Here is a 20,673-nt window from a genome sequence, read left to right as displayed (position 1 = left end):
CCCCAGCGGGCTCTCAGCGCGTGGAGAACGCGTACACCGTCTCCGACCGGAACACCTCGCCCGGCCGCAGCACCGTGCTCGGGAACTCCGGCCGGTTCGGGGAGTCCGGGAAGTGCTGGGTCTCCAGCGCGACACCCTCGCAGGGCACGAAGGGCTCCTCCAGGTGGTCCGCGGTGTACAGCTGCAGGCCCGGCTCGGTGGTGGACACCGTCAGCACCCGCCCGGTGGAGGGGTCGTGCAACTCGGCGACCTCGGCCGGCTCCCGCGTCACACCCTTGTCGAGCACGAAGTTGTGGTCGTACCCCGAGCCCACCTTCCGGCTCTCCCGGAAGTCGAAGCGCCCGCCGGTCACGTCCTGAAGCACCCCGGTCGGGATCCGGTCCGCGTCGACCGGCGTGAACCGGGAGGCGGCGATCCGCAGTTCATGGCCGACCGCGTCCCCGGAACCGGCCAGGTTGAAGTAGCTGTGGTTCGTCAGGGCGAGAACCGTCGGCGCGTCCGTCACCGCCTCGTACGCGATCCGCAGCGCACCGTCCGCGTCCAGCGTGTACGTCGCCGAGAGCTCCAGCCGGCCCGGGAAGCCCTCCTCGCCGTGCGGACTGACCCGGGAGAGCCGGATCCCGTGCTCGACGGGCGCCACGTCCCACACCCGCTTGTCGAAGCCGCGCTCGCCGCCGTGCAGACAGTTCGGCGCGTTGTTGGGCGCCAGCGCGTACGTCACCCCGTCCAGCGGGAAGCGGCCGCCGGCGATCCGGTTCGCGTACCGGCCGATCAGCGCACCGAAGTAGGGCCCGGTGTGCGTGAGATAGCCGTCCAGGTCCGCGAACCCCAGCACCACGTTCCCGGCGCTTCCGTCCCGGTCCGGGACCTCGGCGGACTGCACGATCCCGCCGTACGACAGCACCCTGACCCGCACACCGGCCCGCTCCAGCGTCCAGCGGTGGACCGGAGTGCCGTCGGAAAGTGTGCCGAAGAGTTCGTTCATGTTCAAAACTCTAGGTCACGCCTTCTCCGCCGTGACCTCCCGGTAGGCGATCTCGGCCAGTCTGGCCTGCCCGTTCACACTCGGGTGGAACCAGTCGAGATGGCTCAGCTGGTCCGTGCCGAACCGGAACTCGTACACCGCGCCCCCGTCGAAACGGCACCGCTCGTCCTTGGCGCAGACCTCCTCCAGGACCTTGTTGTACGCCTCCACCCGGTCCTGCACGGTGTCGCGCCGCTCGGTCGCCGCCGTGTCCACGGCATCCGCGTCGCCCAGCATCGACGGGCATATCCCGAGCTTCCACACCTGCCTGCCCATCGGGTTGGTGCGCCCCTCGGACCACAGCCGCTTCAGATTCGGCACGCTCGCCACGTACACCTGCGCCTTCGGCGCCGCGTCGCGCAGGGTGCTCATCGCGTCCTCGAACTGTGCCCGGAAGTCGGCCACGGACGTCATCGCCGAGGTGGAGTCCCGGCACGCGTCGTTGGCCCCCGCCATCACCGTCACCAGCCCGGGCCTCTTCGCCGCGGCCTGCGCCATCTGCCCGGCCAGATCGGTCATCCGCGCCCCGCTGACCGCGTAGTTCCAGCTGTTGGAGGCCGCCTTCGCCGACCCCAGCAGCCGTACGGCGAGACTGTCGACCTCGGCGCGGCTGCCGGTCGCCCAGGAAGCCTCCGGGCAGTCCTGGAGAAGCGAACAGGCGTCGAAGCCGCGGGTGATGGAGTCGCCCACGGCGGCGAGGGAGGACGGGCTGGAGTCCCAGGCGGGCGTCGTCGGACTGGGGGAGGGCTTGGCTCTCTGCGCCTCGGTGCCGGACGGCGCCGACTCGTTGCCGCCGACGGCGTCACAGCCGGCGGCGCCCAGGACGGCCGCCGTCACGACGGCGAGAACGGCACGCGAGCGGTGGCTTCGCTTCCGCATCCCTTTGGTGATCCCCTCGGTCGACATGCAATCCCCTGCGAACTTCGTCCCCCTCCATAACAACGCACGGGAGTTCCCGACCCTTCGCCGCGCAACGGCTCACCCCCGTCCTAGCGTCCTGCCGGGTGAATGGCGGGCGTTTCACGGCACCGGGACCGACGGTACGTCACACTCCTTGCGCCGCCGCACGGTAGCCTCGCCATCAACGTGGCTGCCGCCACCACCGTTCCGCCCATTCGCACAATGGTCCCGCTCTGCCCGGAGGTCCCGGTGACGACACGTGGAGTTCTGTACGTGCACTCCGCGCCGCGCGCGCTGTGCCCACACGTCGAGTGGGCCGTCGCCGGGGTGCTCGGCACACGCGTCAACCTCGACTGGATCCGGCAGCCGGCGGCCCCTGGCACCTGGCGCTCGGAGTTCTCCTGGAAGGGCGAGGTGGGCACCGCGTCGAAGCTGGCGTCGGCCCTGCGCGGCTGGCACCTGTTGCGCTTCGAGGTGACGGCCGAGCCCTGTCCCACCGCCGAGGGCGAGCGCTACAGCTGCACCCCCGACCTCGGTATCTACCACGCGGTGACGGGCATCCACGGCGACATCCTGATCCCCGAGGACCGCCTGAGAGCAGCCCTGAGCCGCTCACTGGCCGGCGAGACCAACCTGGAGTCGGAGATCGCCAAGCTCCTGGGCAAGCCGTGGGACGACGAGTTGGAGCCCTTCAGATACGCGGGAGAAGGCGCCCCCGTGCGCTGGCTGCACCAAGTGGTCTGAAAAGACGCCCTCAAGGCCAACACCGCCAGGGGCGCGGGGCTGTATCGATATGCGGCTCCGCCGCGGGGCGCGACAAGCCCCCACCGGCCGGCAGCAGGCCGACAACGGACGTGAAACGGCGAGTGGCCCGGCCTCCCCATGGAGACCGGGCCACTCTTCAGCTGAACGGCGTCGTCACACCGTACGGAACGCCAGTACCACGTTGTGGCCACCAAAACCGAACGAGTCGTTCAGCGCGGCGATACGGCCCTCGACGGGCAGCTTGCGCGCCTCACCGCGGACGATGTCGGCGTTGGCCTCCGCCTGCGGGTCGAGGTTCTCGACGTTGATGGTCGGCGGGGCGAGACGGTTGTACAGGGCGAGGATCGTCGCCACGGACTCCACACCACCGGCGCCACCCAGCAGGTGACCCGTCATGGACTTCGTGGCGGACACCGCGAAGTGGTCGGCCTCGTCGCCGAACACCTTGCGCAGCGCCTTGAGCTCGGCCACGTCACCGGCCGGCGTCGAGGTGGCGTGCGCGTTGACGTGCACGATCTCCGCCGGGTTCAGGTCGGAGTTGGCGAGCAGGTTCTGCAGGGCCTGGGCGATACCACGACCCTCCGGCTCGGGCTGCACGATGTCGTGGCCGTCGGCGGAGATGCCCTGCCCGACCGCCTCGGCGTACACGCGCGCACCGCGGCGGGCGGCGTGCTCCGCGGACTCCAGGACGATCACGCCGGCGCCCTCGCCGAGGACGAAGCCGTCGCGCGCGGTGTCGTAGGGACGCGAGGCGCCCTGCGGGTCGTCGTTGTTCTTGGACATCGCCATCATGTTGCCGAACGCGGCGATCGGCAGCGGGTGGATCGCCGCCTCCGTGCCACCGGCGATGACGACGTCGGCGCGGCCGGTGCGGATCATCTCGATGGCGTAGCCGATGGCCTCGGCGCCCGAGGCGCACGCGGAGACCGGGGTGTGCACACCGGCGCGGGCGCCCACGAGGAGACCCACGTTGGCGGACGGGCCGTTCGGCATGAGCATGGGGACGGTGTGCGGGGAGACGCGGCGGACGCCCTTCTCCTTCAGCACGTCGTACTGGTCGAGCAGCGTCGTGACGCCACCGATGCCGGAGGCGATGACCGCACCGAGGCGGTCGGCGTCGACGGCAGTGTCCTCACCGGCCTTACCGGTGAAGCCCGCGTCGGCCCACGCCTCCTGGGCGGCGACCAGCGCGAACTGCGCCGACCGGTCCAGGCGCCGGGCCTGCGGCCGCGGGATGACCTCGGTCGGCTCCACGGCGACGGGCGCCGCGATACGGACGGCCTGGTCGGCCGCCCACTCCTGCTCAAGGGGCTTCACACCGGACTTGCCGGCGACCAGACCCTCCCAGGTAGAGGCTGCGTCGCCACCCAGCGGTGTGGTTGCGCCGATACCGGTGACGACCACGGTGCGATTGGTCGGGCTCACGGGAAATCTTTCTCCAACGATTACGAGGATTCAGCGGCGCCACCGCCGGGTGGCGGGGCAATGGACTGATCCGGGGATCAGCCCTGGTTCTTCAGGATGTAGTCGGTGGCGTCGCCGACCGTCTTGAGGTTCTTGACGTCCTCGTCCGGGATCTTGACGTCGAAGCGCTCTTCGGCGGCGACGACGACCTCGACCATGGACAGCGAGTCGACGTCCAGGTCGTCGGTGAAGGACTTGTCCAGCTGGACGTCCTCGACCGGGATGCCGGCGATCTCGTTGACGATGTCGGCGAGACCGGCGACGATCTCTTCCTGAGTGGCGGCCATGAGAGGCGCTCCTTCGTTGTTGTCCAGAGGGTTGGTACGTTCCGGACCGGACCGTTGCTGATCCGGCACGGAGTGCCTAGGGGAGGGTAACGACAGTCGCGGCGTAGACGAGACCCGCCCCGAAGCCGATGACGAGCGCGGTGTCGCCGCTCTTCGCCTCGCCGGTCGCCAGGAGCCGCTCCATCGCGAGCGGGATCGAGGCGGCCGAGGTGTTGCCGGTGGTGCGTACGTCACGCGCGACCGTGACGGACTCCGGCAGCTTGAGTGTCTTCACCATCGAGTCGATGATCCGCTCGTTGGCCTGGTGCGGAATGAAGACGTCCAGTTCGTCCGCGGTGATGCCGGCGACGTCCAGCGCCTCCTTGGCGACCTTCGCCATCTCGAAGACGGCCCAGCGGAACACCGCCTGGCCCTCCTGTGTGATGGCGGGGAACTTGCCCGTGCTGTCGTACTCGGTCCACGCCACGGTCTGCTTGATCGTGTCGGACTTGTCGCCCTCGGAGCCCCACACGGTCGGGCCGATGGCCGGCTCCTGGGAGGGGCCCACGACGACCGCGCCGGCACCGTCACCGAACAGGAAGGCCGTGGCCCGGTCCTCCAGGTCGGTCAGGTCGGACAGCCGCTCGACGCCGATGACGAGGACGTACTCCGCCGAGCCCTCGACGATCATGCCCTTGGCGAGGGTCAGACCGTAGCCGAAGCCCGCGCAGCCGGCCGAGATGTCGAAGGCTGCTGCCTTGTCCGTGCCGAGCTTGTGAGCGATCTCGGTGGCGACGGCCGGGGTCTGCTTGAAGTGCGAGACGGTCGAGACGATCACGCCACCGATCTGCTCGGCGGAGATCCCGGCGTCGGCGATCGCCTTGCCGGACGCCTCGACCGACATCGCGGCGACGGTCTCCTCGTCGCTCGCCCAGTGCCGGGTCTCGATGCCGGAGCGTGAGCGGATCCACTCGTCGGACGAGTCGATCGTCTCGAGGATCACCTCGTTCGGCACGACCCTCGTCGGGCGGTAGCCACCGACACCGAGGATGCGCGCGTACGGGGCACCCTTGCTGGGCTTGATCTTCGACATTGCTCTCGGGCTCCTTTTCAGGCGCTCTGCTCGGCGATGAGCTCGCGAGCGGCGTCGAGGTCGTCGGGGGACTTGAGCGCCAGCGTCTTCACGCCGGGCAGCGCGCGCTTGGCGAGACCGGTGAGGGTGCCGCCGGGGCACACCTCGATCAGGGCCGTGACACCGAGCTCCTTGAAGGTCTCCATGCACAGGTCCCAGCGGACCGGGTTGGCGACCTGGCCGACCAGACGCGCCAGGACCTCGGCACCGGTGGCGACCGTCCGCCCGTCCTTGTTCGAGACGTAGGGGAGCTTCGGGTCGGCGGGCGTGAGAGCGTCGGCGGCCTTCGCCAGCGCGTCGACCGCGGGGCTCATGTGGTGCGTGTGGAAGGCGCCGGCCACCTTCAGCGGGACGACCTTGCGGACGCCCTCGGGCTTGTCCTCGTTCAGCGCGGCGAGCTGCTCCATGGTGCCGGCGGCCACGATCTGGCCGGCGCCGTTCACGTTCGCCGGAGTCAGACCCAGCTTCTCCAGGTGCGCGACGCTCACCTCGGGGTCGCCGCCGAGCAGCGCCGACATCCCGGTCTCGGTGATCGCGGCGGCCTCGGCCATGGCCAGACCGCGCTTGCGCACGAGGGTCAGAGCGGCGGTGTCGTCGAGGACACCGGCGAAGGAGGCGGCGGTGATCTCACCGACGCTGTGGCCCGCGACGGCGCCCGGGGTCACGGCACCGAGTGCCGAGGCGGACAGGATTCCGGCGGCGACCAGCAGCGGCTGGGCCACCGAGGTGTCACGGATCTCGTCCGCGTCGGCCTGGGTGCCGTAGTGGGCGAGGTCCAGGCCGATGGCGTCCGACCACGCGGCGACGCGGTCGGCGGCACCGGGGAGTTCGAGCCAGGGGGTCAGGAAGCCGGGCGTCTGGGCGCCCTGGCCGGGAGCGACGAGTACGAGCACTCTCACACTCTCTCTTGTGGACGGGCATGCCCGCCCGTGGGGACAGGGACGAAGAACAGCAGGGGGTTTTGTGGACCCCCGACAAAAGCCTAGAGCTGGATATCCCCGTCGACCAGACGCCCCAGGATGAGGGCGATCCGCAGTGTGAACGCGGATCGTACGTCGGAGGGTGACCAGCCGGTGACGTCAGTCACACGTCGAAGCCGGTAGCGCACGGTGTTGGGATGGACGAAGAGCATCCGGGCGGCGCCTTCGAGACTGCTCGCCTGTTCGAGATAGACCGAGAGCGTCTCCAGGAGAGCTGAACCGGCTTCCTCCAGTGGTCTGTAGATCTCCTCCACCAGCTGCTCGCGCGCGCTCGGGTCCCCCGCGATGGCGCGCTCCGGAAGCAGATCGTCCGCCAGTACCGGGCGCGGGGCGTCCTGCCAGGCGGTACCGGCTTTGAGTCCCGCCGCGGCGGCCTGCGCGGAGCGGGTGGCGGCCAGCAGATCGGGTACGACGGGCCCGGCGACCACGGGTCCCGCGGCATAGGGCCCGATCAGCGACTTGGCGACGGCGAGCGGGTTGTCGCTGCCGCCGGCGATCACGACGAGCCGGTCCCCGAGGACCCCGGTGAGCACCTGGAGCTTGGCGTGCCGGGCGGCCCGCCGGATCGCCTCGACGGTCAGCTCGGAGTCACCGTCGGGCGCGGTGCCGAGGACGACGCACACATGCTCGGGCGCGTTCCAGCCCAGCGCGGCGGCCCGGCTGACGGCCCCCTCGTCGGCCTCACCGCTGAGCACGGCGTTGACGACCAGGGACTCCAGGCGGGCGTCCCAGGCACCGCGTGCCTCGGCGGCCTGGGCGTAGACCTGGGCGGTGGCGAAGGCGATCTCGCGGGCGTAGACGAGGAGGGCCTCGCGCAGGATGGACTCGTCACCGGGAGCGGCCACCTCGTCGATGGCGGACTCCATGACCTCGATGGTGGTGCGCACCATCTCCACGGTCTGCCGCAGCGTGATGGCCCGGGTCAGCTCGCGCGGAGCGGTTCCGAACACATCGGTGGAGATCGCCTGCGGGGCGTCGGGATGCCGGAACCACTCGGTGAACGCGGCGATACCGGCCTGTGCGACCAGCCCGATCCAGGAACGGTTCTCCGGGGGCATGGCCCGGTACCACGACAGCGTCTCGTCCATCCGCGCGATGGCCTGCGCGGCCAGGGACCCGGCCGACTTCTCCAGCCGCTTCAGGGTCGCCGAGTGCGGATGGGAGTCACGTGCGAAGGCTTCGGTGTTGCTGGCTTCGGGTTCGGGCACGGGGACAAGACTGCCTTATCCGGACGTGAGTGCGCTCCGCCGGGTACCGGGTGAGGGCTACGGTGGGGTCCGTGATGGACGTACGGCGCGCCGCTGAGCGCTACCCAGGGGGCGATCCGGCGGCCGGGATCGCGTCGTTCCACGCCTTCTCCTTCGGCCCGCACTACGACCCCGACAATCTCCGTTTCGGCGCGCTGATCGCCTGCAACGAGGAGCGGCTCGGCTCCGGCGCCGGGTTCGACGAGCATCCGCACAGCCACACCGAGATCGTGACGTGGGTGGTCGAGGGCGAGCTCACCCACCGCGACTCGACGGGCCGCGAGACGACTGTGCGGGCCGGTGACGTACAGCGCCTCAGCTCGGCCGCGGGCGTCCGCCACGTGGAGCGCAACGACGGCGAGAGCCCCCTGACCTTCGTGCAGATGTGGCTGGCCCCACTGGAGCCCGGCGGCGAACCGTCCTACGAGATCGTCCGCGGCATCGCCGACTCAACCCCGTACGCCGTCCCGGAGGCCGCGGCGATGCTGCACGTACGCCGGCTCGCGGTCGGTGAGCGGACGGCGGTGCCGGACGGTCGACACCTGTACGTCCACGTCGTCCGCGGCGAAGTACACCTGGCCGGCGCACACCTGCACCCGGGCGACGCGGCCCGCGTCACGGACGCCGAGAACCTGGACACGGCGGCTCTGACGACGGCGGAACTGCTGATCTGGGAGATGTCGGACCCCACGGTTTCGTGAGGCGTTTGATCTCGCCCCTGGACCCCCAGGCAATGTCAGCCCGTCCGGCGTTTGAGGACGAGGCCCGTTCAGGGCCGAAGCGGGGTCTGGGGGCGCAGCCCCCAGGGATGGGAACGGGTAGGGGCGGCGGGGGTGAGGAAAAGGCGGCCTCAGCCCCGCAGGTCCGTGAGTACCGCGTCCGTGAAGGCCGGCCACGCCTCGACGGCCCAGGGCCCGAAGGCGCGGTCGGTCAGTGCCACGCAGGCCGCGCCCGCGACGGGGTCGATCCACAGGAACGTACCGGACTGCCCGAAGTGCCCGAAGGTACGAGGGGAGGACGAACCCCCCGTCCAGTGCGGCGACTTGGAGTCACGGATCTCGAAGCCGAGCCCCCAGTCGTTGGGGCTCTGGTGGCCGTATCCCGGCAGGACACCCTTGGTACCCGGGTACTGCACCGTCATCGCGTCCGCGACCGTACGGGGATCCAGCAGCCGAGGCGCCTGGACCTCGGCGGCGAACCGGACCAGGTCCTCGACCGTCGAGACCCCGTCCTTGGCCGGCGAGCCCTCCAGCGAGGTCGACACCATGCCCAGCGGCTCCAGCACGGCCTGCCGCAGATACTCCGCGAACGCGATGTCCGTCGCCTTCGCGATGTGGTCGCCCAACTGCTCGAACCCGGCGTTGGAGTACAGCCGCCGCTCACCGGCCGGTGCCGTCACCCGGTGCTCGTCGAAGGCGAGCCCCGAGGTGTGCGCCAGCAGATGCCGCACCGTCGACCCCGCGGGCCCGGCCGGCTCGTCGAGTTCGATCGCGCCCTCCTCGTACGCGACGAGCGCCGCGTAGGCCGCGAGCGGCTTGGTGACCGATGCCAGCGGGAACCGGTGCCCGACAGGACCGTGTGTACCGAGCAGGGTCCCGTCCGCCCGTACGACGGCCGCGGCGGCGGTCGGAACGGGCCAGTTCTCGATCAGGGCGAGGCTCTTCAGCGACATGCCGTCGAGACTATGCCGGTCACAGTGCCAGCCGCATCGAGGGGTCCGGCTTGCGGACGAAACCGAGGGAGGTGTAGAGCGGCTCGGCCTGCGCGGAGGCGTTCAGGTCGACGTGGGCGGCGCCCCGCTCGCGGAGCCACGCCAGCAGTTCCGTCATGCACGCCCGCGCGTAGCCGCGACGGCGGGCGTCGGGGTCGGTCGCGACGCTGAAGACGTAGCCGACCCGCCCGTGCGGATTGTCCGCCCGCCCGATCCGGTACTCCAGCGTCCCGGCCGCCATCGCCGCCGCTCCCGGCCGCTCCGGGTGATCCACGACGAACACCGGGAAGTCCCCGTCCGGGTCCGCCAACCGCCCCTGAAGGGCGGGCAGGGACCCGGCATGCCACTGGGTGGACGGATCGGTGCCGGCCATCGAGTCGATCATCACCTGCCGGAGCCGCAGCACTTCCCCGGCGTCCTCGGGCGCGGCACGTCGTACGAGACTCATGTCCCGCACGCTAGCCCCCCGCCCGGTCGACGTCCCGCGAATTCTTACCGGTTTCGCTTGCTTGGAGTGCACTCCAAGGTCATAGCGTTGAGGCCATGACGGTGATGGAGACCACCACGACGGGTACCAGGACCGACAGCTGCAGCGCCCCGCCGCACCCGCACCGGCGCCCCCAGGGCCAGGACAGCTACACGATCAGCGAGGTCGTCGCCTTCACCGGGCTGACCGCGCACACGCTGCGCTGGTACGAGCGCATCGGCCTGATGCCGCACATCGACCGCTCGCACACCGGTCAGCGCCGCTACAGCAACCGCGACCTGGACTGGCTCGACTTCGTCGGCAAGCTCCGGCTCACCGGGATGCCGGTCGCCGACATGGTGCGCTACGCGGAACTGGTCCGCGAGGGCGACCACACCTTCGGCGAGCGCTTCGAACTGCTGGAGTCGACCCGCCGCGACGTCCTGACCCGGATCACGGAACTGCAGGACACGCTCGCCGTACTCGACCGGAAGATCAGCTTCTACGCCGATGCCGGTCACCGCTACGAAACGGAGAAGGCCGGATGACCGACAGCAGGATCCCGACCGCACGACTGGGCGCCGACGGCCCCGAGGTGGGGGTGCAGGGCCTGGGCTGCATGGGCATGAGCTTCGCTTACGGCCCCACGGACACGGGCGAGTCCCGGGCGACCCTGGAGCGGGCCCTGGAACTCGGCGTCACCCTGTACGACACGGCGGACGCCTACGGCGCGGGGGAGAACGAGAAGTTCCTCTCGCCGTTCTTCAAAGCCCACCGTGACGAGGTCGTCATCGCCACGAAGTTCGCCCTGTCGATCCCGCCGGACGACCCGACCCGGCGCGTCATCCGCAACGACGCCCCGTACATCCGCCAGGCCGTCGAGGCGAGCCTGAAGCGACTCGACGTCGACGTGATCGACCTCTACTACATGCACCGGCGCGATCCGAACGTGCCGATCGAGGAGACCGTCGCCACCATGGCCGAGCTGGTCCGCGAGGGCAAGGTCAAGCACCTGGGCCTGAGCGAGGTCACCGGCACGGAGCTGCGCACGGCCCAGACCGTCCACGCCATCGCGGCCGTGCAGTCGGAGTGGTCCCTGTTCAGCCGCGACATCGAGGCGGGCGTGGTCCCGGCCGCCCGTGACCTGGGCGTCGCCCTCGTCCCGTACTCCCCGCTGGGCCGAGGCTTCCTGACCGGCTCCTTCGCCAACGCCGACAAGGATCTGACAGCCGACGACTTCCGCCGCCACCAGCCCCGCTTCACCGGCGACAACGCGGCCACGAACGCGGCCCTCCTGGACCCGATCCGCACGGTCGCCGAGGCCCACGGTGCCTCCCCGGGCCAGATAGCCCTGGCCTGGGTCCAGCACCAGGCCCAGGCCCACGACCTGACGGTCGTTCCGATCCCGGGCACGCGGAAGCCGGGCCGGGTGGCAGAGAACGCGGCGGCGACAAGGATCGAACTCACGGAAGAACAGCTGGCGTTGCTGGAGCCGATCGCAGGCAAGGTGGCAGGCGACCGCTACGCGGACATGACGTTCACCTCTGCCGGACGTGAGTAGAACGCCCCAGGGGCGCGGGGCTGTATCGATGTGCGGCTACCGCCGCGTGGGCGCGACCAGTCACACACAACCCGCATCCGACCACGCACCTCAGAGCTCCGCCAACAACTCCGCCTTCTTCACGGAGAACTCCTCATCCGTGACAAGCCCCGCTTGGTGCAGCTCCCCGAGATGACGAATGCGCTCGGCGATGTCGGCCGGATCGCGCCTCGGCGCACTGGCCGGCACCGCCGCGACCGGCCCCCGCTCCCGAACCGCCGCCAGCACCGCCGCAGCGAACGGCAACGACTCGTGCACCGGCCCGTATCCCAGTCCGAACACCACGGCGGCCGGATCCTGGTCGGCCTGCACCGGCTGCCCGTCACCGTCCCGCGGGATCAGCCGCAGATGCCCCTCGAACACCTCGGGCGAGCGCCACTCCACCCCACCGAGGTCGGTGACCGGGAAACTCTGGTCGCCGGCCTTCCACTTCGCCGAGGACGCGCCCGTCCAGAACCACCGGAAGTGCACGGTCTTCCCGTCGAAGGACGCTTTCCCGTCGTACGCCTTGAAGGACAGCGGCACTTCGGGCGCCGGCACCAGAAAGCGCTCGGCCGGCTCACCGTCGTCCGGCTTCAGCAGGGCACGCAACTCGTCGGCGTAGTACTCGGCGAGCACCTCCCGCTCGGCGGGCAGCACGAGGCGGTACGGATCGCACCCTTCCTTGAGCTGCCCCGCGGCCGCCTCCATCAACGGATCGGCGCCGGGACGGGGTTCGGCGCGCAGCACCATCGTGCCGCGCTTGCCGGGGGTCAGTGTCACGCCGGACAGTGCCGAGAGGGGGATCCGTCGCTCTCCCAGGGACTGGAAGAGCTTGGGTGTTCGAATCCCCCGTTCGTAACGGATGAGGACGGAGTCGGACTCGAACTCCCAGGCGGCATGAAATCCGGCCAGTACGTCACCCATGCGGCTCATCGTATGCGGCACGAGCTCCTCCGTCGCCTCCCTGCGCAGACCGCAATTCCTGCGTCTCTACGCGCGTCAGCCCGCCACGGTGCCGGACAAACCGGCGCGGCAGGCTTCGTCGTCCTTGGCACAGTGCACCGAGCGATATGCGCCGACGCCGATCTCGGCGAAGTTCAGCAGGCTCTCGGTGCCCGGCTCGAAATAGCCGCTGTGCCCTTTCGCGTCCTCCGCCGAAAGCACCCGTGCCCCGAACGCGGAGGACACCGGGTCGGCACCGTGGCCCAGGCCGCCGAGTTCCAGGTACGGCACGTCCTGGATCCAGTCGTCGGCGTCCCGCATCGCCCACACCTGGGCCGAGGTGTGCAGCTGGGCGGCGTTGGTGGCCCGCATCCCGGGGCTGCCGGCCACCGCGATGTCGGCCACCCGCTCCGGCAGGGTGTGCGCGGCGACCCCGCACACCACCGAGCCGTAGCTGTGGCAGAACAGGGAGACAGGCTTGCTGCCGGGCAGCGCGCGCACCAGCGCGTTCAGCCGGACGGCACCGCCCTCGGCGCGCGTCGCGGTCGCCGAGTCGAGGCCGAGGCCGCCGGGGGCGGTGTAGTCGGCCCAGGCGATGACGGCCGTACGCGTCGAGGGGCTCGCCGCCTTCTCCGCGGCGTACAGCGACTTGGCCATGCCGACCGGGGCCGAGTACTTGCGGTAGGTGCGCTGGAAGGTGAGCAGATCGGTGTCGACGCCGGGGACGACGACCGAGATCCGCTGCGCCTTGTTCAGATCGCCGAAGACCTCGGCGACCCGCCCGGAGCCCTGCGGGTCGAAGGCGAGGATCTTGCGCTTGGTGTTCATCAGCGCCTCGAAGCGATGCATACGGTGACCCGCCTGGCGTTGCCCGTCGGCCGAGAGCCGGCTGTCGTGCATGCGTTTCAGCTCGACCTTGCGGGCCTGGCCGAGCGCGATGCGGTTGGCGCGGTAGCGCAGCTCGACGGGGGCGCCGTTCATGTTGCCGACCGCGAGGGGATAGCGGCGGGCGAGGGTGGAGCGCTGCTGAGCGGTCAGCGAGGCGAAGAAGCGCGAGAGCGCGGTGGAGGTCGAGTCGTCCGGGTCCGGCAGCCGGTGTCCGGCTATCCGGCCGTGCTCCCAGGAGCTGAGTGAGCTCTGGAGCGGGGTCGTGTTCTGCTGGTTGCGCAGGGCGGTCCAGCCGGTGGTCGCGAGCATCACGAACACCACGGCCAGCGCGAGCAGTGCCCGCCAGGCGTTCAACTGGGGAGAGGTGTCGAAGGAAGTCACTGAAAGGACACACTAGGAGAACGAGAGGGTCTCGCGTTAACCGAGTGACGGAGGTCACGTTTCGGTGGGCGTGGCGATGACCTCAGTGTGTTCGCCAGTTCTCCGTCAGTGCTGGACCCACCTGTTCGAGATACGAAACGGTGAGCGTCCGCATCGCGTCCAGGCTGAAGTCCGCTGCCGCGCTCCACTGCCGTTCCGTCACCCGCATCACCCCGCTGAAGACGGCCACCGCGAGCCGCGGCCGCGGGTCGGCCGCCACGTCCAGGCCCTCGCGCTCGGCGATCACACGCGCCAGGGTCTCCTCGACCTCCATGGAGCGTCGCAGATGGGCGGCGAGCAGCACCGGAGTCGACTCGATCACCCGGTACATCTGCAGGTAGAGCTCCACCGGTACGACGGACTCGATCACGTCGTTGAGCGAGTCCCAGCCCTCCAGGACCGCCTGGCGCATCGCCTCCAGCGGCGCCTCGTGCGGCGGCCGCTCGCGCACCGCCTCGATGAAGTGCGCGACGGCCATCTCCACGACGGCGAGGGCGGCCTCCTCCTTGTTGGCGAAGTAGCGGAAGAAGGTGCGCTGCGAGACCTCGACGGCTTCCGTGATGTCGTCGACGGTCGTCCCGTCGTAGCCCCGGGTGGTGAACAGCTCGAGGGCGGCTCGAACCAGCGCCTCGCGGGTGCGCTGTTTCTTGCGTTCGCGCAGGGTTTCCATGCTGTGTCAGTTACCGACTTATGAAACAGTTTGTCAATTGTCAGCGGCTGTCATTAGCCTCGGAGTATGACTAGTCAGACCACGCTCGACAAGACGGGGCCGGAGGACGGCAGGCCGGCCGCCCCGTCGGAGGGGGCGCGGGCCTCAGGGCTGCGCGGCCACCCCTGGTTCACCCTCATCACCGTCGCCGTAGGCGTCATGATGGTCGCCCTCGACGGCACCATCGTCGCCATCGCCAACCCGGTCATCAAGGAAGACCTCGGCGCCACGTTCGCCGATGTGCAGTGGATCACCAACGGCTATTTCCTGGCCCTCGCGGTCTGCCTGATCACCGCGGGCAAGCTCGGCGACCGCTTCGGCCACCGGCAGACCTTCCTGATAGGCGTGGTCGGCTTCGCGGCCGCCTCCGGCGCGATCGGCCTGTCCGACAGTGTCGCGGCCGTCGTGACCTTCCGTGTCTTCCAGGGCCTGTTCGGCGCCCTGCTGATGCCGGCCGCGCTCGGCCTGCTGCGGGCGACCTTCCCGGCCGAGAAGCTCAACATGGCCATCGGCATCTGGGGCATGGTCATCGGCGCCTCCACCGCGGGCGGCCCGATCCTCGGCGGTGTCCTCGTCGAGCACGTCAACTGGCAGTCGGTGTTCTTCATCAACGTGCCGGTCGGCATCCTCGCCCTGGTCCTGGGCGTCCTGATCCTCCTGGACCACCGCGCCGAGAACGCCCCGCGCTCCTTCGACGTCCTCGGTATCGCGCTGCTGTCGGCCGCCATGTTCTGCCTGGTCTGGGCCCTGATCAAGGCCCCGACATGGGGCTGGGGCGCCGGACAGACGTGGGCCTTCATCGCCGCCTCGGTCCTGGGCTTCGCGCTCTTCGCCTTCTGGGAGACCAAGGTGAAGGAGCCGCTGATCCCGCTGGGCCTGTTCCGCTCGGTCGCGCTGTCCGCGGGCGTGGTCCTGATGGTCCTCATGGCCATCGCCTTCATGGGCGGCCTGTTCTTCGTGACGTTCTACCTCCAGAACGTGCACGGGATGAGCCCGATCGACGCCGGCCTCCACCTCCTCCCGCTCACCGGCATGATGATCGTCGGCTCCCCGCTCGCGGGCGTGATGATCACCAAGCTGGGCCCGCGCATCCCGCTGGCCGGCGGCATGGCGGCCACCGCGATCGCCATGTACGGCATGTCCACGCTGGAGACGGACACCAGCAGCGCGGTCATGTCCCTGTGGTTCGCCCTGCTGGGCCTCGGCCTCGCCCCGGTCATGGTCGGCGCCACCGAGGTCATCGTCGGCAACGCGCCGCTGGAGCTCTCCGGTGTCGCCGGCGGTCTCCAGCAGGCCGCGATGCAGATCGGCGGCAGCCTCGGCACCGCCGTCCTGGGCGCCGTGATGGCCTCCAAGGTCGACAGCGACCTCGCCGGCAACTGGAAGGACGCGGGACTGCCGCCGCTCACCGCGGCCCAGGAGGCCCAGGCCTCCGAGGCCGTCCAGGCCGGTGTGCCGCCCGTCGCCCCGGGCACCCCGGAATCCATCGCCGCGAAGATCGCGGACGTCGCCCACGACACCTTCATCTCCGGCATGAGCCTGGCGTCCCTGGTCGCCGCCGGAGTCGCCGCCATCGCCGTCTTCGTCGCCCTGCTCACCAAGCGCGGCGAGAACGCGGAGGCGGGCGCGGGAGTGGGCCACGTCTGACGGGTCCTGTCCCGCGGGAGTCTCCGCGGGTCGAAACTGACGGGATTTCAGGCGACTTCGCCTATCAGGGTGAAGACGCTAAAGATTCCTCGCCCCCGGTACGCGCCGCAGGTCACAGTTAGTCAAGCCCTCCGCACGGCAGTGCATATGCCGAGGAGGGCGGCCGGTGCTGCGGCGCGCTGCCGGAGGGGGGCGGCGCGCCGCAAGGCCAAAGGATTGAGCCCCGCAGCGGGGGTACTCGCCCTCCCGAACCCAATCTGCCTAGGGGTTCAGGGAGTTGTTGATGATGGCGGGCTTCGGAAACGGCGCGCGTACGCGCAGGCACCCCCGCTCACGTGGCCGGACGTGGTCACGGACCGGGCCGGATCGCGCGACGCTCGGAATCGTCGGTGTCATCTGCGCGGTCGCGGGGTTCTTCGTACTGGGGATCATCCTCGGCCCGATCGCGATCGTGGCCGGCTGGCTCGGAATGGGCCGTAGCTGGACGGGCTCCCGCCCGGTGACGGCCCTGGTCGCCGTCGTACTGGGTGCCATAGACACGCTCCTGGCCGTCATCTGGCTGGCCGGAGCGGCATCCCCCGGAAGCGGCATGTTCTGAGCCGGGGGGAGTGAGGGGAGGGCCCCCGGTGGATGGGCCGGGGGCCCACCTCAGTGTCTGACCGACTGCTGCTCCTGCAACGCGGTCACCTGGGCCCGCAGCGCCCTCACTTCCTCGGTCAGCGCCACGATCGCCTCCGTCTGGCGCCGCTCCTCCACGTCGTCCTTCTCGAAGCGGGCGATGAACCAGGCCGCGATGTTCGCGGTGACGACACCGAGCAGTGCGATGCCGGAGAGCATCAGCCCCACCGCGATGATCCGGCCCAGTCCGGTGGTCGGCGCGTGGTCCCCGTACCCCACGGTCGTCATCGTGGTGAACGACCACCACACCGCGTCACCCAGCGTCCGGATGTTCCCGTCCGGCGAGTCCCGCTCCACCGAGAGCACCGCGAGCGAGCCGAACATCAGCAACCCGACCACCGCGCCCGCGACATACGTCGTCAGCCGGATCTGCGAGGCCATCCGTGCTCGCCGCTGCACCAGCAGCAGGGTGGCGACCAGCCGCAGCAGCCGGAGCGGCTGAAGCAGCGGCAGCAGCACCGCGCACAGGTCGAGCCAGTGCTTGCGCACGAACCGCCGCCGGTCCCGGGAGAGCGACAGCCGTACGAGGTAGTCGACGGCGAACGCGCCCCACACCGTCCACTCGATCGCCGTGCACACGGTCGTGAGCGACCGGCCGGCCGCGTCGTCCACGATCGGCACGGCATAGGCGACGGCGAACAGCACCGCGAGCGCCATCAGGGGCCGCTGGGTGAGGTGTTCCCAACGGTCCTGCGCCGGTTGTTCCTTCATGACCGCATCGTAAAGAAAAGGTAAGGGCGGTGGGGACATCAGCCCCACCGCCCTTCACGTCACTGCGATGCCTACGCGTCGCCTCCGGCGGCGCCCGGGTCGGCCGCCGACACGTCGAGCAGCTGGTACCGGTCGATGGCCTGCTTCAGCACGGACCGGTCGACCTTGCCCTCCCGGGCCAGCTCGGTCAGCACGCCCACCACGATCGACTGCGCGTCGATGTGGAAGAACCGCCGCGCGGCGCCCCGGGTGTCCGCGAAGCCGAACCCGTCCGCGCCCAGCGACTGGTACGTCCCCGGCACCCAGCGCGCGATCTGGTCCGGCACCGCCCGCATCCAGTCGGACACGGCGACGAACGGACCCTGCGCACCCGACAGCTTCCGCGTCACATACGGCACCCGCTGCTCCTCCTCGGGGTGCAGCAGGTTGTGCCGCTCGACGTCGACCGCCTCGCGCCGCAGCTCGTTCCAGGAGGTCGCCGACCAGACGTCCGCCTTGACGTTCCACTCCTCGGCGAGGATCTTCTGCGCCTCGATGGCCCACGGCACGGCGACACCGGACGCGATGACCTGCGCCGGGATGGTGCCCGAAGTGCCCTCGCTGTAGCGGTGGATGCCCTTGAGGATGCCCTCGACGTCCACGCTCGCAGGCTCGGCCGGGTGCTGGATCGGCTCGTTGTAGACGGTGAGGTAGTAGAAGACGTCCTCGCTGTCCGGACCGTACATCCGGCGCAGACCGTCCTGCACGATGTGCGCGATCTCGAAGCCGTACGCCGGGTCGTAGGCGACACAGCCCGGGTTGGTCGAGGCGAGCAGCTGCGAGTGCCCGTCGGCGTGCTGCAGACCCTCACCGGTCAGCGTCGTACGTCCGGCGGTCGCACCCAGGACGAAACCGCGCGCCAGCTGGTCGGCCATCTGCCAGAACTGGTCGCCGGTGCGCTGGAAACCGAACATCGAGTAGAAGACGTAGACCGGGATGAGCGGCTCGCCGTGCGTGGCGTAGGCCGAGCCCGCCGCGATCAGGGAGGCCGTGCAGCCCGCCTCGGAGATGCCGTCGTGCAGCATCTGACCGGTCGGGGACTCCTTGTACGCGAGCAGCAGTTCGCGGTCCACGGACTCGTACTGCTGGCCCAGCGGGTTGTAGATCTTCGCACTCGGGAAGAATGAGTCCATGCCGAACGTGCGGTACTCGTCCGGCGCGATCAGTACGAACCGCTTGCCGAGTTCCTTGTCCCGCATGAGGTCCTTGAGCAGTCGTACAAAGGCCATGGTGGTGGCGATCGACTGCTGCCCGGAACCCTTCTTCACGGTCGCGTACGTCTTGTCGTCCGGCAGTGCGAGCGGCTTGGCGCGCACGACACGGGTGGGGACGTAACCGCCGAGCGAGTTGCGGCGGTCGTGCATGTACTGGATCTCCTCCGAGTCCCGGCCCGGGTGGTAGTACGGCGGGGCGCCGGACTCCAGCTCCTGGTCGGTGATCGGGATGTGCAGCCGGTCGCGGAAGCCCTTGAGGTCGTCGACCGTCAGCTTCTTCATCTGGTGCGTGGCGTTGCGGCCCTCGAAGTTCGGGCCCAGCGTCCAGCCCTTGACGGTCTTGGCGAGGATCACCGTCGGCTGGCCCTTGTGCGCCTTGGCCGCCGAGAACGCGGCGAAGATCTTCTTGTGGTCGTGACCGCCGCGGCCCAGGTGCAGGATCTGGTCGTCGGTCATGTTCTCGACCATCGCGCGCAGCCGCTGGTCGTCGCCGAAGAAGTGGTCGCGGATGTACGCGCCGGTCTCGGTGGCGTACGTCTGGTACTGGCCGTCCGGCGTGGTGTTCATCCGGTTGACCAGCAGACCGTCGCGGTCCTGGGCCAGCAGCGGGTCCCAGGAGCGGTCCCAGACCAGCTTGACGACGTTCCAGCCGGCGCCGCGGAAGACCGACTCCAGCTCCTGGATGACCTTGCCGTTGCCGCGTACCGGGCCGTCGAGGCGCTGGAGGTTGCAGTTGACGACGAAGGTCAGGTTGTCCAGGCCCTCACGGGCGGCGATCGTCAGCTGGCCGAGCGACTCGGGCTCGTCCATCTCGCCGTCGCCGAGGAAGGCCCACACATGCGACTTGGAGGTGTCGGCGATCCCGCGCGCGTGCATGTAGCGGTTCATCCGGGCCTGGTAGATCGCGCCGATCGGGCCGAGGCCCATCGACACGGTCGGGAACTCCCAGAAGTCCGGCATCAGGCGCGGGTGCGGGTAGCTGGACAGGCCGTGGGGCGCCTTCGACTTCTCCTGGCGGAAGGCGTCGAGGTTCCCCTCGCTCAGGCGGTCCAGCAGGTACGCGCGCGCGTAGATGCCCGGGGAGGCGTGGCCCTGGAAGAAGACCTGGTCGCCGCCGTCGCCCTCGTCCTTGCCGCGGAAGAAGTGGTTGAAGCCGACGTCGTAGAGCGAGGCCGAGGAGGCGAAGGTGGCGATGTGGCCGCCGACGCCGATGCCGGGGCGCTGGGCCCTGGACACCATGACAGCGGCGTTCCAGCGGGTCGCGTTGAGGATCTTGCGCTCGATCTCCTCGTTGCCCGGGAAGAACGGCTCGTCCTTGGTGGCGATGGTGTTGACGTAGTCCGTGCTGCGCATCTCAGGCACGGCCACGCGCTTCTCGCGGGCCCGCTCGATCAGCCGCAGCATCAGGTAGCGGGCCCGCTCGCGGCCGCGCTCGTCGACGGCGGCGTCGAGGGAGTCGAGCCACTCCTGGGTTTCCTCGGGATCGAAGTCAGGAACCTGACTCGGAAGGCCGCCAATGATGATCGGATTGCGATCGGATCCGGAAGCCACGCTGTTCCTTCGCTGTCAGAGGGCTGTTTTCCATGGATATGCGGGAGGTCTGCACCGCTCCCCATCGTGTACCTCGGAAAAGCAAACGTCATCTCTACTGATTGGTAACCAGGGCTCTTCACGGGTTCCTCGAGCCTCACTCGGGTTCCCAATGCCACAAACCGGGCAGAAAGGTGTGGTGTAGGTCACTTATGACCACAATCGTGTGCCTGGAGTTGCGGTGACACGGCCAGGAACGTCACCGTTTCGGCGGTCTGAACGGCCGGGTACTTGCGCGATCCGTCCCGCCCGTGTGGACTACGGCCAATGCTTCGCGCACGCGCGTGGCTGAGTTATT

At 69.7% G+C, this 20,673-nt stretch carries 20 protein-coding genes; 6 read left to right on the top strand and 14 right to left on the bottom strand.

The genetic code is table 11. From position 1 onward, the window contains the following. Positions 1-13 precede the first annotated feature (13 nt). Together TN53_RS16040 and TN53_RS16035 are read right to left on the bottom strand one after the other, a co-directional pair. A complete protein-coding gene (locus TN53_RS16040; protein WP_046259156.1) occupies positions 14-985 on the bottom strand; it encodes an aldose epimerase family protein in 972 nt (323 codons plus the stop codon). Positions 986-1,000: 15 nt separating this feature from the next. Next, positions 1,001-1,903, bottom strand: a complete 903-nt coding sequence (locus tag TN53_RS16035; RefSeq protein ID WP_046259212.1) for an SGNH/GDSL hydrolase family protein — start codon at positions 1,901-1,903, stop codon at positions 1,001-1,003. A 270-nt stretch (positions 1,904-2,173) separates the two neighbouring features. Here TN53_RS16035 and TN53_RS16030 point away from each other — a divergent pair, with 270 nt between their 5' ends. Continuing rightward, entirely contained in the window at positions 2,174-2,668 is a 495-nt protein-coding gene (locus TN53_RS16030; RefSeq protein WP_046259211.1) for a DUF3145 domain-containing protein, read from the top strand. A 174-nt stretch (positions 2,669-2,842) separates the two neighbouring features. On the opposite strand, the gene fabF is transcribed toward TN53_RS16030, so the two are convergent. The 5 genes from fabF to TN53_RS16005 all read right to left on the bottom strand — a co-directional run bounded on the left by fabF (position 2,843) and on the right by TN53_RS16005 (position 7,739). Next, on the bottom strand, positions 2,843-4,114 hold the full coding sequence (gene fabF, locus TN53_RS16025) for a beta-ketoacyl-ACP synthase II (protein ID WP_046259155.1): 1,272 nt from the start codon (positions 4,112-4,114) through the stop codon (positions 2,843-2,845). 77 nt (positions 4,115-4,191) lie between these two features. Continuing rightward, on the bottom strand, positions 4,192-4,440 hold the full coding sequence (locus tag TN53_RS16020) for an acyl carrier protein (RefSeq protein WP_019067091.1): 249 nt from the start codon (positions 4,438-4,440) through the stop codon (positions 4,192-4,194). Between the two features lie 76 nt (positions 4,441-4,516). Then, positions 4,517-5,512 carry a ketoacyl-ACP synthase III gene (locus tag TN53_RS16015; RefSeq protein ID WP_046259154.1) on the bottom strand — a complete coding sequence of 332 codons (996 nt, stop codon included), beginning with the start codon at positions 5,510-5,512 and terminating at the stop codon, positions 4,517-4,519. 17 nt (positions 5,513-5,529) lie between these two features. Continuing rightward, a complete protein-coding gene (locus TN53_RS16010) occupies positions 5,530-6,444 on the bottom strand; it encodes an ACP S-malonyltransferase (RefSeq protein ID WP_046259153.1) in 915 nt (304 codons plus the stop codon). 89 nt (positions 6,445-6,533) lie between these two features. Further along, positions 6,534-7,739 carry a PucR family transcriptional regulator gene (locus TN53_RS16005; protein ID WP_046259152.1) on the bottom strand — a complete coding sequence of 402 codons (1,206 nt, stop codon included), beginning with the start codon at positions 7,737-7,739 and terminating at the stop codon, positions 6,534-6,536. A gap of 74 nt (positions 7,740-7,813) precedes the next feature. On the opposite strand from TN53_RS16005, the gene TN53_RS16000 reads away from it, so the two are divergent. Next, a complete protein-coding gene (locus tag TN53_RS16000) occupies positions 7,814-8,479 on the top strand; it encodes a pirin family protein (RefSeq protein ID WP_095046521.1) in 666 nt (221 codons plus the stop codon). Positions 8,480-8,628: 149 nt separating this feature from the next. Here TN53_RS16000 and TN53_RS15995 read toward each other — a convergent pair whose 3' ends face one another. Together TN53_RS15995 and TN53_RS15990 are read right to left on the bottom strand one after the other, a co-directional pair. Beyond that, positions 8,629-9,450, bottom strand: a complete 822-nt coding sequence (locus TN53_RS15995) for a serine hydrolase domain-containing protein (RefSeq protein ID WP_046259151.1) — start codon at positions 9,448-9,450, stop codon at positions 8,629-8,631. Between the two features lie 19 nt (positions 9,451-9,469). After that, positions 9,470-9,937, bottom strand: coding sequence for a GNAT family N-acetyltransferase (locus TN53_RS15990; protein ID WP_046259150.1), 468 nt, complete (start codon positions 9,935-9,937; stop codon positions 9,470-9,472). A gap of 95 nt (positions 9,938-10,032) precedes the next feature. Here TN53_RS15990 and TN53_RS15985 point away from each other — a divergent pair, with 95 nt between their 5' ends. Continuing rightward, entirely contained in the window at positions 10,033-10,503 is a 471-nt protein-coding gene (locus TN53_RS15985) for a MerR family transcriptional regulator (RefSeq protein WP_046259149.1), read from the top strand. Beyond that, positions 10,500-11,516 carry an aldo/keto reductase gene (locus tag TN53_RS15980; RefSeq protein ID WP_046259148.1) on the top strand — a complete coding sequence of 339 codons (1,017 nt, stop codon included), beginning with the start codon at positions 10,500-10,502 and terminating at the stop codon, positions 11,514-11,516. The genes TN53_RS15985 and TN53_RS15980 overlap by 4 nt, the downstream gene beginning before the upstream one ends. A gap of 90 nt (positions 11,517-11,606) precedes the next feature. On the opposite strand, the gene TN53_RS15975 is transcribed toward TN53_RS15980, so the two are convergent. The 3 genes from TN53_RS15975 to TN53_RS15965 form a co-directional block, all read right to left on the bottom strand. Then, the gene (locus TN53_RS15975) at positions 11,607-12,470 is read right to left on the bottom strand and encodes a DUF4429 domain-containing protein (RefSeq protein WP_095046517.1); all 864 of its coding nucleotides are present in this window, start codon (positions 12,468-12,470) and stop codon (positions 11,607-11,609) included. Between the two features lie 66 nt (positions 12,471-12,536). Further along, a complete protein-coding gene (locus TN53_RS15970; RefSeq protein WP_046259146.1) occupies positions 12,537-13,748 on the bottom strand; it encodes an alpha/beta hydrolase family protein in 1,212 nt (403 codons plus the stop codon). Between the two features lie 82 nt (positions 13,749-13,830). Then, the gene (locus TN53_RS15965) at positions 13,831-14,457 is read right to left on the bottom strand and encodes a TetR family transcriptional regulator (RefSeq protein WP_046259145.1); all 627 of its coding nucleotides are present in this window, start codon (positions 14,455-14,457) and stop codon (positions 13,831-13,833) included. Between the two features lie 66 nt (positions 14,458-14,523). On the opposite strand from TN53_RS15965, the gene TN53_RS15960 reads away from it, so the two are divergent. Next, entirely contained in the window at positions 14,524-16,143 is a 1,620-nt protein-coding gene (locus TN53_RS15960; RefSeq protein ID WP_046259144.1) for an MFS transporter, read from the top strand. A 283-nt stretch (positions 16,144-16,426) separates the two neighbouring features. Further along, positions 16,427-16,741 (top strand): hypothetical protein, encoded by a 315-nt coding sequence (locus TN53_RS15955; RefSeq protein ID WP_046259143.1) that lies wholly within the window; start codon positions 16,427-16,429, stop codon positions 16,739-16,741. A gap of 50 nt (positions 16,742-16,791) precedes the next feature. On the opposite strand, the gene TN53_RS15950 is transcribed toward TN53_RS15955, so the two are convergent. Next, complete coding sequence (locus TN53_RS15950) at positions 16,792-17,532, bottom strand: potassium channel family protein (protein ID WP_046259142.1); 741 nt, start codon at positions 17,530-17,532, stop codon at positions 16,792-16,794. Positions 17,533-17,603: 71 nt separating this feature from the next. Next, entirely contained in the window at positions 17,604-20,336 is a 2,733-nt protein-coding gene (aceE, locus tag TN53_RS15945) for a pyruvate dehydrogenase (acetyl-transferring), homodimeric type (RefSeq protein ID WP_046259141.1), read from the bottom strand. Positions 20,337-20,673 lie beyond the last annotated feature (337 nt).

The sequence above is a fragment of the Streptomyces sp. WM6386 genome, assembly GCF_000972385.1.
Classification (GTDB): domain Bacteria; phylum Actinomycetota; class Actinomycetes; order Streptomycetales; family Streptomycetaceae; genus Streptomyces.
Note: the sequence above shows the minus strand (reverse complement) of the source record. Positions and strands in the feature narration are given on the sequence as shown.

Bases quoted from the DNA above. Each gene is read 5' to 3' on its own strand.
- TN53_RS16040 (WP_046259156.1), bottom strand. From the start codon at position 985: ATGAACGAACTCTTCGGCACACTTTCCGACGGCACTCCGGTCCACCGC.
- TN53_RS16035 (WP_046259212.1), bottom strand. From the start codon at position 1,903: ATGCGGAAGCGAAGCCACCGCTCGCGTGCCGTTCTCGCCGTCGTGACG.
- TN53_RS16020 (WP_019067091.1), bottom strand. From the start codon at position 4,440: ATGGCCGCCACTCAGGAAGAGATCGTCGCCGGTCTCGCCGACATCGTC.
- TN53_RS16015 (WP_046259154.1), bottom strand. From the start codon at position 5,512: ATGTCGAAGATCAAGCCCAGCAAGGGTGCCCCGTACGCGCGCATCCTC.
- TN53_RS16000 (WP_095046521.1), top strand. From the start codon at position 7,814: ATGGACGTACGGCGCGCCGCTGAGCGCTACCCAGGGGGCGATCCGGCG.
- TN53_RS15995 (WP_046259151.1), bottom strand. From the start codon at position 9,450: ATGTCGCTGAAGAGCCTCGCCCTGATCGAGAACTGGCCCGTTCCGACC.
- TN53_RS15990 (WP_046259150.1), bottom strand. From the start codon at position 9,937: ATGAGTCTCGTACGACGTGCCGCGCCCGAGGACGCCGGGGAAGTGCTG.
- TN53_RS15985 (WP_046259149.1), top strand. From the start codon at position 10,033: ATGACGGTGATGGAGACCACCACGACGGGTACCAGGACCGACAGCTGC.
- TN53_RS15980 (WP_046259148.1), top strand. From the start codon at position 10,500: ATGACCGACAGCAGGATCCCGACCGCACGACTGGGCGCCGACGGCCCC.
- TN53_RS15975 (WP_095046517.1), bottom strand. From the start codon at position 12,470: ATGAGCCGCATGGGTGACGTACTGGCCGGATTTCATGCCGCCTGGGAG.
- TN53_RS15965 (WP_046259145.1), bottom strand. From the start codon at position 14,457: ATGGAAACCCTGCGCGAACGCAAGAAACAGCGCACCCGCGAGGCGCTG.
- TN53_RS15960 (WP_046259144.1), top strand. From the start codon at position 14,524: ATGACTAGTCAGACCACGCTCGACAAGACGGGGCCGGAGGACGGCAGG.
- TN53_RS15955 (WP_046259143.1), top strand. From the start codon at position 16,427: ATGATGGCGGGCTTCGGAAACGGCGCGCGTACGCGCAGGCACCCCCGC.
- TN53_RS15950 (WP_046259142.1), bottom strand. From the start codon at position 17,532: ATGAAGGAACAACCGGCGCAGGACCGTTGGGAACACCTCACCCAGCGG.